We start from the raw sequence: 13,923 nt of genomic DNA, 5'->3' as shown, positions 1-13,923 counted from the left end.
TCAGACGGACCCGGGGCGTTATGCGGTGCGGCAATCTTTGTCGACGACGATGGGGATGGATGACATGCCTCTTCAAGGCGAGTACGAGCCGGGTCCGACCGAGTGGGTGCGCGATCAGGTCGAGCTGATCGAGAGTTCCGGCGGCACCAAGGGCACGACGATGCGGGGCATGCCCGTGATCCTGCTGACCACGCGCGGCGCGAAGAGCGGGAAGATCCGCAAGACGCCGCTGATGCGGGTGGAGCACGAGGGCAGGTACGCGGCCGTGGCCTCGCTCGGCGGCGCCCCCAAGCACCCCGTCTGGTACTTCAACGTGCTGGCCGACCCGCGCGTCGAGCTGCGCGACGGGACGGAGCGGTGGGACATGACCGCCCGCGAGGTCACCGGCGAGGAGAAGGCGCTGTGGTGGCGGCGCGCGGTCGAGGCGTACCCGGACTACGCCGACTACCAGGAGAAGACCACGCGCGAGATCCCCGTCTTCGTCCTGGAGCCCGCGGCAACTCCGCACTGAGCCCCTGGCGCGGTGAGCGGGGCCCGGCGGGGTCCCGCTCACCGCGTGACGGCCTCCACCCGGAGACCACATAACCTTCACGTAATCGGGTGTGCCACGACGATGGTGATATGTGTCCTCGCGACAAGGGAAACCGAAGGTTAGGCTCGGGTGGCACACCTGCACCACGGCGCTAAGGAAGTACCTCAGCATGACCACCGCGAACAAAAGCGACCTGTCCCCGATCTACGACAGTCTCATAGCGGAACAGGGCGATGTTCTCGCAGAGGCGCGGGAAGCGGCGGAAGTGATTCAGCGGGAGGCCGCCGAGGCCCTCGACTGGAGCCGATTGCGCCCCGGCCAGGGCCCCAACGCGCACCAGCAGAGCGAGTGACGCGGGGTCCGTACCACCCCACCCTCAAGGGGTTCCCCGGATACGACTACGACAACAAGCGCGGCCCGGGGCTCCAGCCGCCGGGCCACGCATCCGCGCGAAGACACCGGACCACCACGCGCAGTGACCTCCTTCTTCGATAAGATCTCGGCGACGCACCGGACTTGATGGCGTCGCACACTTATCGCATGAGGGGAATCAGGTGACTACAGGGGTAGAGACATTCGAGTTTCAGGTCGAGGCGCGGCAGCTCTTGCAGCTGATGATCCATTCGATCTACTCGAACAAGGATGTCTTTCTGCGGGAGCTCATCTCCAACGCCTCCGACGCCCTGGACAAGCTGCGGCTGGAATCCCTCCGGGACGGGGATCTGAAGGCGGACACGTCGGATCTCCACATCGCGCTGGAGGTCGACAAGGAGCAGCGCACGCTGACCGTGCGCGACAACGGCATCGGCATGTCGCACGATGACGTGGTGCAGCTCATCGGGACGATCGCGAACTCCGGCACGGCGAAGTTCCTCAAGGAGCTGAAGGAGTCGCAGGACGCGGCGGCCTCGCAGGACCTGATCGGGCAGTTCGGGGTCGGTTTCTACTCCAGCTTCATGGTCGCCGACGAGGTGACGCTGCTGAGTCGGCGCGCGGGCGAGAGCCAGGGCACCCGCTGGGTGTCCAGCGGCGAGGGCACCTACACCATCGAGCCGGTCGAGGACGCACCCCAGGGCACCTCCGTCACGCTGCGGCTCAAGCCGGAGGACGCCGAGGACCATCTCTTCGACTACGCCTCCCCGTGGAAGATCCGGGAAATCGTCAAGCGGTACTCGGACTTCATCACCTGGCCGATCCGGATGGCCGGCGAAAGCGCCGACAGCGCGTCCGAGGACGACAGCCGGCCCGAAGACGGCGGCGCACCCGAACTCGAGACGATCAACTCGATGAAGGCGTTGTGGGCCCGCCCGCGGGGCGAGGTCACCGACGAGGAATACAACGAGTTCTACAAGCACATCAGCCACGACTGGAACAACCCGCTCGAGACCATCCGCATGCAGGCGGAGGGCACCTTCGAATACCAGTCGCTGCTGTTCATTCCGTCCCGCGCACCGCAGGACCTGTATATGCAGGACCGTAAGCGGGGGGTGCAGCTCTACGTCAAGCGCGTCTTCATCATGGACGACTGCGAAGCGCTCATGCCGGAATACCTGCGCTTCGTCAAGGGAGTCGTCGACGCCGCGGACCTTTCGCTGAATGTCTCGCGCGAGGCCCTTCAGCAGGACCGCCAGATCCAGCTGATGCGCCGGCGGCTGGTCAAGAAGGTGCTGTCGACGGTGAAGGACATGATGTCCGAGAACGCCGAGCGATACGCGACGTTCTGGAAGGAGTTCGGCCGCGTCCTCAAGGAAGGACTGCTGGGCGATTTCGAGAACCGGGACGCGATCCTGGAGGTCTCCTCGTTCGGCTCGACGCACGACGCGGAGCAGCCGACCACGCTCCGGAGTTACGTCGAGCGCATGAAGGACGGCCAGGAGCACATCTACTACATGACGGGCGAGTCGCGCTCGATCGTGGAGAATTCGCCCCACATGGAGGCATTCCAGGCCAAGGGGTACGAGGTGCTGGTCCTCACCGACCCCATCGACGAGCTGTGGGTCGACGCCGTTCCCGAGTTCGAGGGCAAGCAGCTGCGGTCGGTCGCCAAGGGCCAGGTCGATCTCGACGACGAGGACGAGTCGAACGAGAGCGGGCCCGAGCGCGAGCAGCAGAAGAAGGACTTCGCCGATCTGCTGTCCTGGATGACGACGACGCTGAGCGAGCAGGTCAAGGAGGTGCGGCTGTCCTCCCGCCTCACCACCTCCCCGGCCTGCATCGTCGGCGATACGCACGATGTCACTCCGGCCCTGGAGAACATCTACCGCGCGATGGGGCAGAACGTGCCCCAGATCAAGCGCATCCTGGAGCTGAACCCCACGCATCCGCTGGTCAGCGGGCTGCGTACGGCCCACGGCGAGCGCCCGCTGGACTCCGGCCTCGCGGAGACGGCCGAACTCCTCTACGGGATGGCCCTGCTCGCCGAGGGCGGGGAGCTGAGCGACCCGTCGCGCTTCATCAGGCTGATGGCCGGCCGCCTGGAGCAGACACTGTGATCCACGCCCCCTGGCGGGCCATGGCCACGGCCCGCCGGGGGGCTTTTGCCGAACCGGCAATTTCCCTCCCCCTCTCCCCGGCTGCCACCGCATGATCGTGGCGATGTCGGCCGCGTGGCGTTGAGGGCCACGCGGCCCCGACAGCTCAGGGAGGACCCATGCACCACCGGCTGGTCGACGTTCCGGATGCCCGTATCCATGTGGTGGAGGAGGGCTCCGGCCCGCTCGTCCTCCTGATCCACGGCTTCCCCGAGACATGGCACTCCTGGCGCCATCAGCTCCCCGCGCTCGCCGCGGCCGGCTACCGGGCGGTGGCCATCGACGTACGGGGGTACGGCCGCTCCGCCAAGCCCCGCGAGGTGGCGGCGTACCGGATGCTCGCCCATGTCGCCGACAACGTCGGCGTGGTCCGCGCCCTCGGCGAGGAGACCGCGGTGGTCGTGGGCCACGACTGGGGCTCCCCCATCGCCGCGAACTCCGCACTGCTCAGGCCCGATGTCTTCACCGCCGTGGGGCTGCTCGGCGTGCCGTACGCGCCCCGTGGCGGCCCGCGGCCCAGCGAGGTCTTCGCACGGATCGGCGGCGACGAGGAGTTCTACGTCGGCTACTTCCAGCAGCCCGGCCGGGCCGAGGCGGAGATCGAGCCCGATGTGCGCGGCTGGCTCGCGGGGTTCTACGCCGCGCTCTCGGGCGACACGGCGCCCTCCCCCGACGGCGGCAGCCCCTTCTTCGTCCCCCGGGGCGGACGGATGCGCGACCGCTTCCCGGACGGTCCGCTGCCGTCCTGGCTCACCGAGGCCGATCTCGACGCGTGCGCGGCGGAGTTCGAGCGCACCGGGCTGACCGGGGCGCTGAATCGCTACCGCAACGCCGACCGCGACTGGGAGGACCTGGCGGCGTGGGACGGGGCACCGCTCACCCAGCCCTCGCTGTTCCTGGCCGGGGAGCGTGACGCCTCGCTCGGCTGGCTGGCCGACGCCGTCGCGGCGTACCCCACCACCCTCCCCGGCCTGGTGTCCTCGCACCTCCTCGACGGCTGTGGCCACTGGGTGCAGCAGGAGCGGCCCGAGGAGGTCAACCGGCTGCTGATCGCCTGGCTGCGGGCGCTCGGCTGAGGGCGTCTCAGCCGAGGTGTTCGGCGGCCGCGGCGCGGATCAGCTGGCGCAGGGCGTCGTAGTACACGCGGTGGTCGGTCAGGGCGGGCAGCACCACGTCCCGCTGCCCCGTCAGCACCGGGAACTCCTCGGGGTCCAGCGCGGCGAGCGCCGTACGCGCCGTGGCCAGGGCCCGCTTCTCGTCGCGGTGGTCGACGAAGGCGACGGAGCCGAGGGTGAGCAGATAGAGCCGACGGTAGACCCGGACGGCCGCCGCCGGTGCCATCCCGGCGGCGATGCTCTGGGCGAGCTGCGGCTCCACGAGGTGGCTCAGCAGCTGCGGACCCCACCAGGCGTGGCCCGCCCGCAGCGCCGCCAGCCCCGGGTGCCGGCCGAGCACCTCGTAGAGCCCGGTGAAGCGGGCCTCGGTGGCGGCCGCCCAGTCGGTGTCCTGCGGTACGCGGGGCAGCAGCGTGGCCAGATGGTCGGCGCAGGCGTTCAGCAGACCGTCGAAGTCGCCGCAGCGGCGGAAGACGGTGGCGTGCGAGACGTCGAGCCGCTGTGCCACCGCCCGGAAGCTCAGGGCCTCGGGGCCCTCCTCGTCGATGACCGCCAGGGCCGCCACCGCGATGGCGTCCAGGGCGGGTGGTTCGGCCGCGGTTCGCTTCTTTTTCACGAGCCCTACCGTAACAGTGGTTGTTACAGTGTATCGCGTGGTTACTCATCAAGACGTACAGGACGCGGCACGCCGCGGCGCGGGGCACCTCCGGCCCGTCGCGCTCGCCCCGGTGGACGAGGGAGCCTTCGGCGGCGCCGAGGGATGGCTGGCGCTGGAATTCCTCCAGCACACCGGCTCCTTCAAGGCGCGCGGGGCGTACAACTTCATCGGCAGCCACGTCGAGGCGGGCACCGTTCCGGACGCGGGCGTCGTCATCGCTTCCGGCGGCAACGCCGGGCTGGCCTGCGCCTGGGCGGCGGCCCGGCACTCCCTGACCGCCACGGTGTTCGTGCCCGAGACGGCGCCCTCGGTCAAGGTCGGCAGGCTGCGGGCGCTCGGGGCGGACGTGCGCCAGGTCGGCCGGGAGTACGCCGAAGCGCTGGACGCCTCGCGCAAGCACGCCGCCGAGACCGGTGCGCTGGAGTCGCACGCCTACGACCATCCGCTGATCGCGGCCGGTGCCGGCACCGTGATGGAGGAGATGCTGCACAGCCGCCCGGATCTGGACACGGTGGTGGTGTCGGTCGGGGGCGGCGGGCTGTTCACCGGGGTCGCGGTGTCCGCGCTGGAGCACGGCGTCCGGGTGGTGGCCGTGGAGCCGCACGGATCGCGTGCGCTGAACGCGGCGCTGGAGGCGGGGGCGGTGGTCGACGTCCCCGTGGATTCGGTCGCGGCGGATTCGCTGGGGGCGCGGCGCGCGTCGCCGATGGCGCTGGAGTGGGCGCGCGAGGACGGGGTGCGGTCGGTGCTGGTGTCCGACGAGGCGATCGTCTCGGCGCGGCAGGCCCTGTGGGACGACCGCCGGATCGCGGTCGAGCACGCCGCGGCGACGGCGCTGGCGGCGGTGCGGTCGGGGGCGTACGACACCCGGCCCGGCGAGAAGGTGGCGGTGCTGCTGTGCGGGGCGAACACCGACCCGGGGGACCTGGCACGCCCGTAACGACGGAGCCGCCCCGCCCCTGCCGTGGACGCGGGCAGGGGCGGGTGGGCCGGTGGCCGCCTACTCCCCCGCGTACGCCTTCTGCAGTACGGCGATGTCGAGCTTGACCATCGTCATCATGGCGTCCATGGCGCGCTTCGCCTTCGCCGGATCGGAGTCGGCGATCATCTCCGTGAGCACCTCGGGGACGACCTGCCAGGACACCCCGAACCTGTCCTTCAGCCAGCCGCACTGGACCTCCTGGCCGCCGCCCTCCAGGAGCCGGTTCCAGTAGTAGTCGATCTCCGCCTGGTCCGCGCAGTGGATCTGGAAGGAGATGGCCTCGTTGAAGGTGAACTCCGGCCCGCCGTTGAGCCCGACGAACTTCTGCCCGTTGACCTCGAAGTCCACGGTCAGCACCGAGCCCGGGGCGCCAGGGCCGCCCTCGGTGGTGCGGACGGTCCGGCCGAGCTTGCCGTCCTTGAAGATCGAGACGTAGTGCTGCGCCGCCTCTTCGGCCTGGCCGTCGAACCACAGGCATGTGGTGAATCCGTCGCTGGCCATCGGTGCCTCCTGCTGGTGGGAGTGTTTACCTTTACCGACCTGCGCCGGGCGGCAAACTCATCGCCCCTCGGCACACTGTTTCCCGGTGAGATATCCGTGCAGGTGACCGGCGCCCTCGAGCATGGCCGTGGTGCGCCGGGTCAGTCCCTCCCGGCGCTCGGCGATGACCTCGCGCAGGGCGGCGCTGCTGCCCGTACGGCGCAGCCCCTCCAGGACGGGCCGGATCCGGTCCAGCGGGTAGCGGTCCTGCCGCAGCATGTGGATCATCCGGGCGTCCCGGACGTCGGCCGGGCCAAAGGTGCGGTAGCCGGTGCCGCGCTCCCGCTTCGGGACCAACAGCCCGGCCGACTCCCACACTCTGAGCGCGGAGGTACGGACACCGAGGTACGCGGCCACTTCGCCGATGCGCAAGCCGCCCCGTGGCACGTCCAGGGTCTCGGGGGTCTGCCCGGCGACCGCTTCGAGCGCCTCGCCCGCCGCCCGCAGGGACAGCCGCTGGTCGTGCAGGGCCGCATGGGCGGCGTCCACGAGGCCGAGCGCCAGCGGTACGTTCCCGGCGTGCACGGCCTGCATGACCGCCCGGGCGGTCTGTTGTCCGTACCCCGGCACGAGCGCGTCGTACGTGACCAGCGCCCGGCGGTGGCGGGTGTCGAGCCTGCGGTAGCCGGCCGCGGTGCGGGATGCCGGGGGCAGGATGCCCGCGTCGACGTAGTTGCGGATCTGCTGGGTGGAGACTCCGGCCGTGCGTGCCAGGTCGATGGGGCGCAGCGGTGTTTCGGGGCTGCTCGTGGGGCGGCTCATGGGGCGAGCCTACCTGTGCTTGTTTCACGGCGAGTTGAGGGTTTTCCGCCCTCACTCCCGGTCAGGGCGGCGCACGATGGTGAAAAGTCTCTACGCAAGACTTCAATGAAACACTTGAAGGCATGGATGTCAGTGACAGGGACCATGTACGGCACCGCCATGCCGCGGACGGCCACGATGTGATTCAGGTCCGCGGGGCCAGGGAGAACAATCTGCGGGACGTCTCCCTCGATCTACCCAAGCGGCGGCTCACCGTCTTCACGGGAGTCTCCGGCTCCGGCAAGTCCTCGCTCGTCTTCGACACGGTCGCCGCGGAGTCACAGCGGCTGATCAACGAGACCTACACGGCGTTCGTGCAGAACTTCATGCCGACGCTCGGCCGCCCGGACGTCGACGCGCTGCGCAACCTCAGCGCCGCGATCATCGTCGACCAGGAGCGGATGGGCGCCAACTCCCGTTCCACCGTGGGCACCGCCACCGACGCCCACACCATGCTGCGGATTCTGTTCAGCCGGATCGGCACCCCGCATGTGGGTCCGCCGCTCGCCTTCAGCTTCAACACGGCCGAGGGCATGTGCCCGCGGTGCGAGGGCCTGGGCCGGACATCGGAGATCGACGTCGGCCAACTGGTGGACCGGGAGCGGTCGTTGAACGAGGGGGCGATCACCGTACCCGGATTCGGGGTGGACACGTGGTACTGGCAGCTTTTTGCGCGCTCCGGCCTTTTCGACCCCGATGCCCGGCTCAGGGACTACACCCCCGAGCAATGGGAGGACTTTCTGCACAAGCCCGCCACCAAGGTCAAGGTGGGCAGGAACAACCTGACCTACGAGGGGCTGGTCACCAAGGTCCGGCGGCTGTACCTGGCCAAGGACCGGGAGGCGATGCAGCCGCAAGTACGCGCGTTCGCGGACCGGGCGGTCGCGCTCGCCCCCTGCCCCGACTGTGACGGCTCCCGGCTGAACGAGGCCGCCCGGTCCTGCGTGGTCGACGGCCGCACCCTTCCGGAGTGCTCGGCGATGCAGATCAGCGACCTGGCCGCGTTCGTCCGGGGCATCCGGGACGACGCGGTCGGACCGGTGCTGGAAACCCTCCGGGGCACGCTGGACTCGCTGGTGGAGATCGGTCTCGGCTACCTCAGCCTGGACCGGGAGTCCGGCACGCTCTCCGGTGGCGAGGCGCAGCGGGTGCGGATGGTCCGCCACCTCGGTTCGAGTCTGACGGATGTGACGTACGTCTTCGACGAGCCCACCGTGGGCTTGCATCCGCATGACATCGAGCGCATGAACACGCTGCTGCTCCAGCTGCGCGACAAGGGCAACACGGTGCTGGTGGTGGAGCACAAGCCGGAGACGATCGGGATCGCCGACCATGTGGTGGATCTGGGCCCCGGCGCCGGTGCGGCGGGCGGCCGGATCGCCTACGCGGGCGATCTGGCCGGGCTGCGGACGTCCGGCACCTTGACGGGCGACTACCTCGGCCACCGGGTGAGCCTGCGCGACAAGCTGCGTGAGCCCCGCGGCCGGCTGCCGATCACCGGCGCCCGGCTGCACAATCTGCGGGACGTCGATGTCGACATCCCCCTCGGGGTGCTCACCGTCGTCACCGGGGTTGCCGGGTCCGGGAAGAGTTCCTTGATCCATGGCTCGCTCGGCGGCCGGGACGGGGTGATCGTCGCCGACCAGTCGGCGATCCGTGGCTCACGCCGCAGCAACCCGGCCACCTACACGGGGCTGCTGGATCCGATCCGGTCCGCCTTCGCCCGCGCCAACGGGGTGAAGCCGGGGCTGTTCAGCGCCAACTCGGAGGGCGCGTGCCCGCGGTGCAAGGGCATCGGCCTGACCTACACCGATCTCGCGATGATGGCCGAGGTGGCGTCGGTGTGCGAGGAGTGCGAGGGCAAGCGGTTCAAGCCGGAGGTGCTGGCGTACCGGCTGCGAGGGTGCACGATCGGCGAGGTGCTCGCCATGCCGGTGGCCGAGGCCCGGGAGTTCTTCACCACCGGACAGCCGCGGGTGATCCTCGACCGGCTGATGGCGGTGGGCCTCGGCTATCTCGGGCTCGGCCAGCCGCTCACCACCCTGTCCGGCGGTGAGCGGCAACGGCTCAAGCTCGCCATCCACATGGCGAAGAGCGGCACGACGTATGTGCTGGACGAGCCGACGACCGGGCTGCATCTGGCGGATGTGGACCAGTTGCTGGCGCTGCTCGACCGGCTGGTGGACGACGGCAACACGGTCGTCGTCATCGAGCACCACCAGGCGGTGATGGCGCACGCGGACTGGATCGTCGACATGGGCCCGGGGGCGGGCCATGACGGCGGCCGGGTGGTGTTCACCGGGACGCCCGCCGACCTGGTGGCCTCGGGTGGGTCGCTGACCGCCACGCATCTGCGGGAGTACGTCGGCGGGTAGTCCCTCTCCGGTGCGTCACCGGGGCGGTGGCGGGGGTGTGGGAGCGCCCGCGGGCGGGGCGATCTTCGGATACGAGGCGGTCCCGCCCGGGGCGCCCGGCCCGTCGGACGCCGCCGCCTCACCGGCCGCCGCGTCCCTGGGCATCAGGGCGTCGCGGGCGGCGCCCGGGTCCCAGCCCGTGTCGACCACGCGCTTCTGCACCAGGACGGCCGCGCCCAGGACCGCCAGGCCGATCAGCAGGATGAGGGCGAGGCCCACTCCGCCACCGGCCTTGCCCGCGTTTCCGATGAGCGCGCCGAACCAGCCGAAGTCGGCGTCGCCGAAGGTGGTGTTCTGCTCCCCGAACGCGCCGAGCACCTTGAGCAGCAGGGCGGGCAGGAAGGTGATGAGCATACCGTTGAGGAACGCGCCCACGGCGGCGCCGCGCCGGCCGCCGGTCGCGTTGCCGTAGACGCCCGCCGCGCCACCGGTGAAGAAGTGCGGCACCAGGCCCGGCAGGACCAGCGCGAGCCCGAACGCCGGGTTGAACACCCAGGTGAGCAGCGCCAGGCTGACCAGACCGCCGGTGAAGCTCGCGAGGAAGCCGATGAGCACGGCATTCTGCGCGTACGGGAAGACGATCGGCGCGTCCAGCGCGGGCAGCGCGCCCGGCACGACCTTGCTCGCAATGCCCTGGAAGGCGGGCACGAGTTCGCCGAGGATCGTCCGCACGCCGAAGAGGATGACCGCGACCGCGATACCGAACTGCAGGCCCTGCATCACCGACTGCATCACATAGTTACCGGTGTCCGTGGCCGCCGTTCCGGTGTCGGTGGCGAACGCCTTGAAGGCCGTTTGCCGTCCCACCTTGATCAGGAAGGCCACCGCCAGCACCACATAGATGAACAGCATGGACAGGGCCGTGGCCACCATCGAGTCGCGCAGGAAGCGCAGTCCCTCGGGGAGCTTCATCTCCTCGGTACTGCGGCTGCGCTTGCCGACCACCTTCCCGGCCGCGCCCGCCACCACGTAACCGGCCGTGCCGAAGTGGCCGATGGCGACGGTGTCGCTCCCCGTGACGCGCTTGGTCCAGGGATGCGCGAAGGCGGGCATGGCCACCAGCATGATGCCGAGCAGCACCCCGCCGACCGCCACCACGACGACGGTGGACTGACCGGCGTTGGCCAGCACCACGGTCAGCAGCGTGGCCATGAACAGCATGTGGTGCCCGGTCAGGAACACATAGCGCAGCGGGGTGAACCGGGCCAGCAGCAGGCTGACCACGAAGCCCAGGATCATCAGCCAGGCGACGCGCGACCCGAACTGCGCCTGGGCGATGCCGACGATGGCCTCGTTCGTCGGGATGACACCGTGCGCGCCCGTGACGCCCTGGATCATCGTGCCCAGCGGGGCGAGGGAGTTGGTGACCAGCCCCGCTCCCGCACCGATGAGCAGAAAGCCGAGGGTCGCCTTGATGGCGCCGCCGATGATCTGCCCTGCGGTCTTCTTCATCGCGAGGAGTCCGATGGCGGTGATGATGCCGATCAGATACGCGGGTTCGCTCAGGATCTCGTTCACGAGAAACTTCGCGGGTGTTACCAGCCAGCCCATGATGGTTCCGCCGTTCCCCTCGTCAGACGTCGTACGTGTCCCGGAGCACCGCGTCGATCTCCGCGGTGCTCGTGAAGTCCTGAACCACCTTCACCGGCCGTCCCACATCGCCCAGGGTCCTGGCGATCTCGCGGGAGGTGAGCAGGGCCACGGCCTCGGACGCCTTGCCCTTCGCGGAGATGGTGTCGGTGGCCTCCACGGTGACGTACGCCGACCACCCCCAGCGGTCCAGAACCTGTTCCAGGGTGTTCTTGAGGAAGAGGCTGGTGCCCACGCCGTTGCCGCACACCGTGAGGATCTTGTGCAGGGAGGGCCCGGCCGCCGGTGGCTTCGCGGCGGCCGGGGCCGGCTGTTCGTCGTCGCCGCTCAGCACGGCGCGCAGCGCCTCGGGGGTGGGCGCCGCGGCGAGGGCGGCCGCGGCGCCGGGGTCGCCGAGCAGCCGGGCCAGGCTCGCCATCGCGGAGGTGTGCGCGCCGGTGTCCGTGGCGGCCAGGGCCACGACCAGGGTGACCGGATCGTTGGTCTCGTGGCCGAACGCGACGGGCTCGGCGAGCCGCACCCAGGACATGCCGGTCGCGCGTACGGCGGGAGAGGGCCGGGCGTGGGCGAACGCCACGCCGGGGGCGACGACGATGTACGGCCCGTGCTCCTCGACGCCCGCGATCATCTCGGCGGTGTACTCGGCGGTGGTGAACCCCGCGTCCACCATGAGTCCGCCGGCGACCGCTATCGCCTCACGCCAGTCCGCCGCCCTCGCGTCGAGCCGCACGCACCCGGCCGGGAGCAGATCTATCAGTTCGTCCATGGCGCGAAATCCTCGCATCCTCGCTCTGCGGCGTAGGTGGCGAGGGGTCCTCGGGGCGCGGCCGCTCGCCGAGGCGGGAGCCCGCCCAGCCCATCAGGAAGCCCGCCGGGATGGTGATCAGGCCGGGGTTGCGCAGCGGGAACCAGTGGAAGTCGCGGTCGGGGAAGACCGCGAGGGCGTCGCCCGAGATGGCCGGGGAGAAGACGATCGTGACGAGGGTGAGGCCGAGGCCGCCGTACATCGCCCACCGCATTCCGGTGGCCGTGAAGCCGCGCCACAACGTCCCGTACAGCAGGACCGGCAGCAGCGCGGAGGCGGCGGCCGTGAAGGTGAAGGAGATCAGGACCTGACGGTTCCCATGCTGGGTCACCAGGGCGAGGGCGACGGCCACCACGCCGACGCACGCGACCGCCGCGCGGGCCGCGGCCAGTTCACGGACCGGGGAGAGCCGTTCCGGGAGCACGACCTTGGCCAGCACGTCGTGGGCGAGGGAGGCCGCGGCGGCGAGGGTGAGCCCCGCGACGGCCGCGAGTGTGGTGACGACGACCGCGCAGGCGATGAGGGTGAACAGCAGGCTGCGGTGGGCCGCGGCATCCGGGTCGAGCGCGCGGGTGAGCAGCAGCAGGGAGTCGGTGCCGGTGGGGTCGGCGGCGCGCAGCGCCGGGGTGCCGACGATGGCCGTGGCACCGGCGCCGACGATGACGATCAGCCCGCCCAGCACGGCGACCGCGCCGACGGCCCAGGTCGTGGCGGCGCGGGCGGCCCGGGCGCTGCGGATCGGGTGGAGCCGCATGGTGATGTGCGGCAGGCAGGCCGCGCCCACGGCCAGGGTGAGCTGAATGCTGATGACCTCCAGTTTGCCGGTGGCCGAATCGCCGAACTGGCGGCCGGACTCCCAGAAGGCGTCGCCGTAGCCGCTCTTGTCGGCCGCCGCGCCGAAGAGGCTCGCCGGGTTCCAGTCGAAGCGCTTGACGACCAGCACGGCGAGCAGGATGAACGCGCCGAGCAGGATGACGGTCTTGAGGATCTGGATGAAGCCGGTGCCCTTCATCCCGCCGAGGGCGGCGTAGCAGACCATGAGGGAGCCGATGAAGACGGTGCAGCCGGTGACCGACGCGCTGCCGGGGATGCCGATCAGCAGGGACATCATGTCGCCCGCGCCGTTGAGCTGGACGGTGAGCAGCGGCATGGTGACCACCAGCACCAGGACAGCGGTGCCGATACGGGCCGGGCGCTCGCTCAGCCGCTCGGACAGCACGTCGCCCAGGGTGTACCGGCCGCGTCCGCACAGGGGTCCGGCCATCACCAGCAGGAACACCAGGATCGAGACCACGGTGGACATGGTGACGAGGACGCCGTCGAATCCGGCGATGGCGATGGTGCCGGTGGTGCTGAGGACGGTGGCGGCGGAGATGTAGTCACCCGCGATGGCCAGGCCGTTCTGCATCGGGCCGAGCGCACCGGTGCCGACGTAGAACTCGGAGGGGTCATCGCTGTCGGTGGCCGCCAGGATGCAGAGCAGGAACGATACGGCGATGAAGCACGCGAACAGCACGAACGCCAGGGTTCTCGGCTCGAATTCGCCGCTCATCGTTCTCTCTCCCCGGAGTCCTCGGCGGGCGCGCGCCGCTCGGCCCGTACGAGGACGGTGACCAGGACCGCCGCGTCGGCGCCCACCAGCAGGGCGCCCACCGTGAAACCGCCGCCCGCCCCGATGTCGATCCCTCCGCCCACGGTGCAGTTGACCACCACCGCGGCCAGATGGCAGGCCAGCGCGGCGCAGGCGGCCCGCGCCGTCCACGGCCACGGCCGCCGCCAGGGCGAGCGTCTTCCCCGGCGTACCCCGCGGTGGTCCGGACGGGAGTCGTCGGGGTGCGGGGCGGGTGGCGGGCCCATCGCCTCCGGCGTGCGCGGTGGCATGACCTCGGCGGTGCGCACCGGGCGCGGATGCGTTGCCTGCCCCCATGCGTGATCGGACATGTCGTGCTCCTCAT

13 protein-coding genes are annotated in these 13,923 nt (G+C 70.4%); 6 read left to right on the top strand and 7 right to left on the bottom strand.

Annotated features, from left to right (window positions below; translation table 11 throughout):
* The first annotated feature begins 64 nt into the window (after window positions 1–64).
* The 4 genes from ACH4SI_RS03385 (at window position 65) to ACH4SI_RS03370 (ending at window position 4,139) form a co-directional block, all read left to right on the top strand.
* The gene (locus ACH4SI_RS03385) at window positions 65–511 is read left to right on the top strand and encodes a nitroreductase family deazaflavin-dependent oxidoreductase (protein WP_398291981.1); all 447 of its coding nucleotides are present in this window, start codon (window positions 65–67) and stop codon (window positions 509–511) included.
* A gap of 190 nt (window positions 512–701) precedes the next feature.
* The gene (locus ACH4SI_RS03380) at window positions 702–884 is read left to right on the top strand and encodes a hypothetical protein (RefSeq protein WP_398291979.1); all 183 of its coding nucleotides are present in this window, start codon (window positions 702–704) and stop codon (window positions 882–884) included.
* A gap of 202 nt (window positions 885–1,086) precedes the next feature.
* Complete coding sequence (htpG, locus tag ACH4SI_RS03375) at window positions 1,087–3,024, top strand: molecular chaperone HtpG (protein ID WP_398291976.1); 1,938 nt, start codon at window positions 1,087–1,089, stop codon at window positions 3,022–3,024.
* A 158-nt stretch (window positions 3,025–3,182) separates the two neighbouring features.
* Window positions 3,183–4,139 (top strand): alpha/beta fold hydrolase, encoded by a 957-nt coding sequence (locus ACH4SI_RS03370; RefSeq protein WP_398291973.1) that lies wholly within the window; start codon window positions 3,183–3,185, stop codon window positions 4,137–4,139.
* A gap of 7 nt (window positions 4,140–4,146) precedes the next feature.
* Here ACH4SI_RS03370 and ACH4SI_RS03365 read toward each other — a convergent pair whose 3' ends face one another.
* Window positions 4,147–4,794 carry a TetR/AcrR family transcriptional regulator gene (locus ACH4SI_RS03365; RefSeq protein WP_398291971.1) on the bottom strand — a complete coding sequence of 216 codons (648 nt, stop codon included), beginning with the start codon at window positions 4,792–4,794 and terminating at the stop codon, window positions 4,147–4,149.
* Between the two features lie 37 nt (window positions 4,795–4,831).
* Here ACH4SI_RS03365 and ACH4SI_RS03360 point away from each other — a divergent pair, with 37 nt between their 5' ends.
* Window positions 4,832–5,776 (top strand): serine/threonine dehydratase, encoded by a 945-nt coding sequence (locus tag ACH4SI_RS03360; RefSeq protein WP_398291969.1) that lies wholly within the window; start codon window positions 4,832–4,834, stop codon window positions 5,774–5,776.
* Between the two features lie 60 nt (window positions 5,777–5,836).
* Here ACH4SI_RS03360 and ACH4SI_RS03355 read toward each other — a convergent pair whose 3' ends face one another.
* Entirely contained in the window at window positions 5,837–6,319 is a 483-nt protein-coding gene (locus ACH4SI_RS03355; RefSeq protein ID WP_398291967.1) for a VOC family protein, read from the bottom strand.
* Window positions 6,320–6,376: 57 nt separating this feature from the next.
* Window positions 6,377–7,120, bottom strand: a complete 744-nt coding sequence (locus ACH4SI_RS03350; RefSeq protein WP_398291965.1) for a MerR family transcriptional regulator — start codon at window positions 7,118–7,120, stop codon at window positions 6,377–6,379.
* 122 nt (window positions 7,121–7,242) lie between these two features.
* On the opposite strand from ACH4SI_RS03350, the gene ACH4SI_RS03345 reads away from it, so the two are divergent.
* On the top strand, window positions 7,243–9,534 hold the full coding sequence (locus ACH4SI_RS03345) for an excinuclease ABC subunit UvrA (protein WP_398291963.1): 2,292 nt from the start codon (window positions 7,243–7,245) through the stop codon (window positions 9,532–9,534).
* 15 nt (window positions 9,535–9,549) lie between these two features.
* Here ACH4SI_RS03345 and ACH4SI_RS03340 read toward each other — a convergent pair whose 3' ends face one another.
* The 4 genes from ACH4SI_RS03340 to ACH4SI_RS03325 are packed head-to-tail and all read right to left on the bottom strand — an operon-like array spanning window position 9,550 to window position 13,909.
* Complete coding sequence (locus tag ACH4SI_RS03340) at window positions 9,550–11,124, bottom strand: PTS ascorbate transporter subunit IIC (RefSeq protein ID WP_398291961.1); 1,575 nt, start codon at window positions 11,122–11,124, stop codon at window positions 9,550–9,552.
* Between the two features lie 22 nt (window positions 11,125–11,146).
* Window positions 11,147–11,929: a PTS sugar transporter subunit IIA gene (locus tag ACH4SI_RS03335; RefSeq protein WP_398291959.1), complete on the bottom strand. Its 783-nt coding sequence runs from the start codon at window positions 11,927–11,929 to the stop codon at window positions 11,147–11,149.
* Window positions 11,859–13,520, bottom strand: a complete 1,662-nt coding sequence (locus tag ACH4SI_RS03330; protein ID WP_398291957.1) for a cation acetate symporter — start codon at window positions 13,518–13,520, stop codon at window positions 11,859–11,861. The genes ACH4SI_RS03335 and ACH4SI_RS03330 overlap by 71 nt, the downstream gene beginning before the upstream one ends.
* A complete protein-coding gene (locus ACH4SI_RS03325) occupies window positions 13,517–13,909 on the bottom strand; it encodes a hypothetical protein (RefSeq protein WP_398291955.1) in 393 nt (130 codons plus the stop codon). The genes ACH4SI_RS03330 and ACH4SI_RS03325 overlap by 4 nt, the downstream gene beginning before the upstream one ends.
* Window positions 13,910–13,923 lie beyond the last annotated feature (14 nt).

This window comes from Streptomyces sp. NPDC021212 (genome assembly GCF_044332925.1).
Lineage (GTDB): Bacteria > Actinomycetota > Actinomycetes > Streptomycetales > Streptomycetaceae > Streptomyces.
Note: the sequence above shows the minus strand (reverse complement) of the source record. Positions and strands in the feature narration are given on the sequence as shown.

Excerpts from the sequence above, each read along its gene's own strand:
- ACH4SI_RS03385 (WP_398291981.1), top strand. The coding sequence starts at position 65 with ATGCCTCTTCAAGGCGAGTACGAGCCGGGTCCGACCGAGTGGGTGCGC.
- ACH4SI_RS03380 (WP_398291979.1), top strand. The coding sequence starts at position 702 with ATGACCACCGCGAACAAAAGCGACCTGTCCCCGATCTACGACAGTCTC.
- ACH4SI_RS03370 (WP_398291973.1), top strand. The coding sequence starts at position 3,183 with ATGCACCACCGGCTGGTCGACGTTCCGGATGCCCGTATCCATGTGGTG.
- ACH4SI_RS03355 (WP_398291967.1), bottom strand. The coding sequence starts at position 6,319 with ATGGCCAGCGACGGATTCACCACATGCCTGTGGTTCGACGGCCAGGCC.
- ACH4SI_RS03350 (WP_398291965.1), bottom strand. The coding sequence starts at position 7,120 with ATGAGCCGCCCCACGAGCAGCCCCGAAACACCGCTGCGCCCCATCGAC.
- ACH4SI_RS03345 (WP_398291963.1), top strand. The coding sequence starts at position 7,243 with ATGGATGTCAGTGACAGGGACCATGTACGGCACCGCCATGCCGCGGAC.
- ACH4SI_RS03340 (WP_398291961.1), bottom strand. The coding sequence starts at position 11,124 with ATGGGCTGGCTGGTAACACCCGCGAAGTTTCTCGTGAACGAGATCCTG.
- ACH4SI_RS03335 (WP_398291959.1), bottom strand. The coding sequence starts at position 11,929 with ATGGACGAACTGATAGATCTGCTCCCGGCCGGGTGCGTGCGGCTCGAC.
- ACH4SI_RS03330 (WP_398291957.1), bottom strand. The coding sequence starts at position 13,520 with ATGAGCGGCGAATTCGAGCCGAGAACCCTGGCGTTCGTGCTGTTCGCG.
- ACH4SI_RS03325 (WP_398291955.1), bottom strand. The coding sequence starts at position 13,909 with ATGTCCGATCACGCATGGGGGCAGGCAACGCATCCGCGCCCGGTGCGC.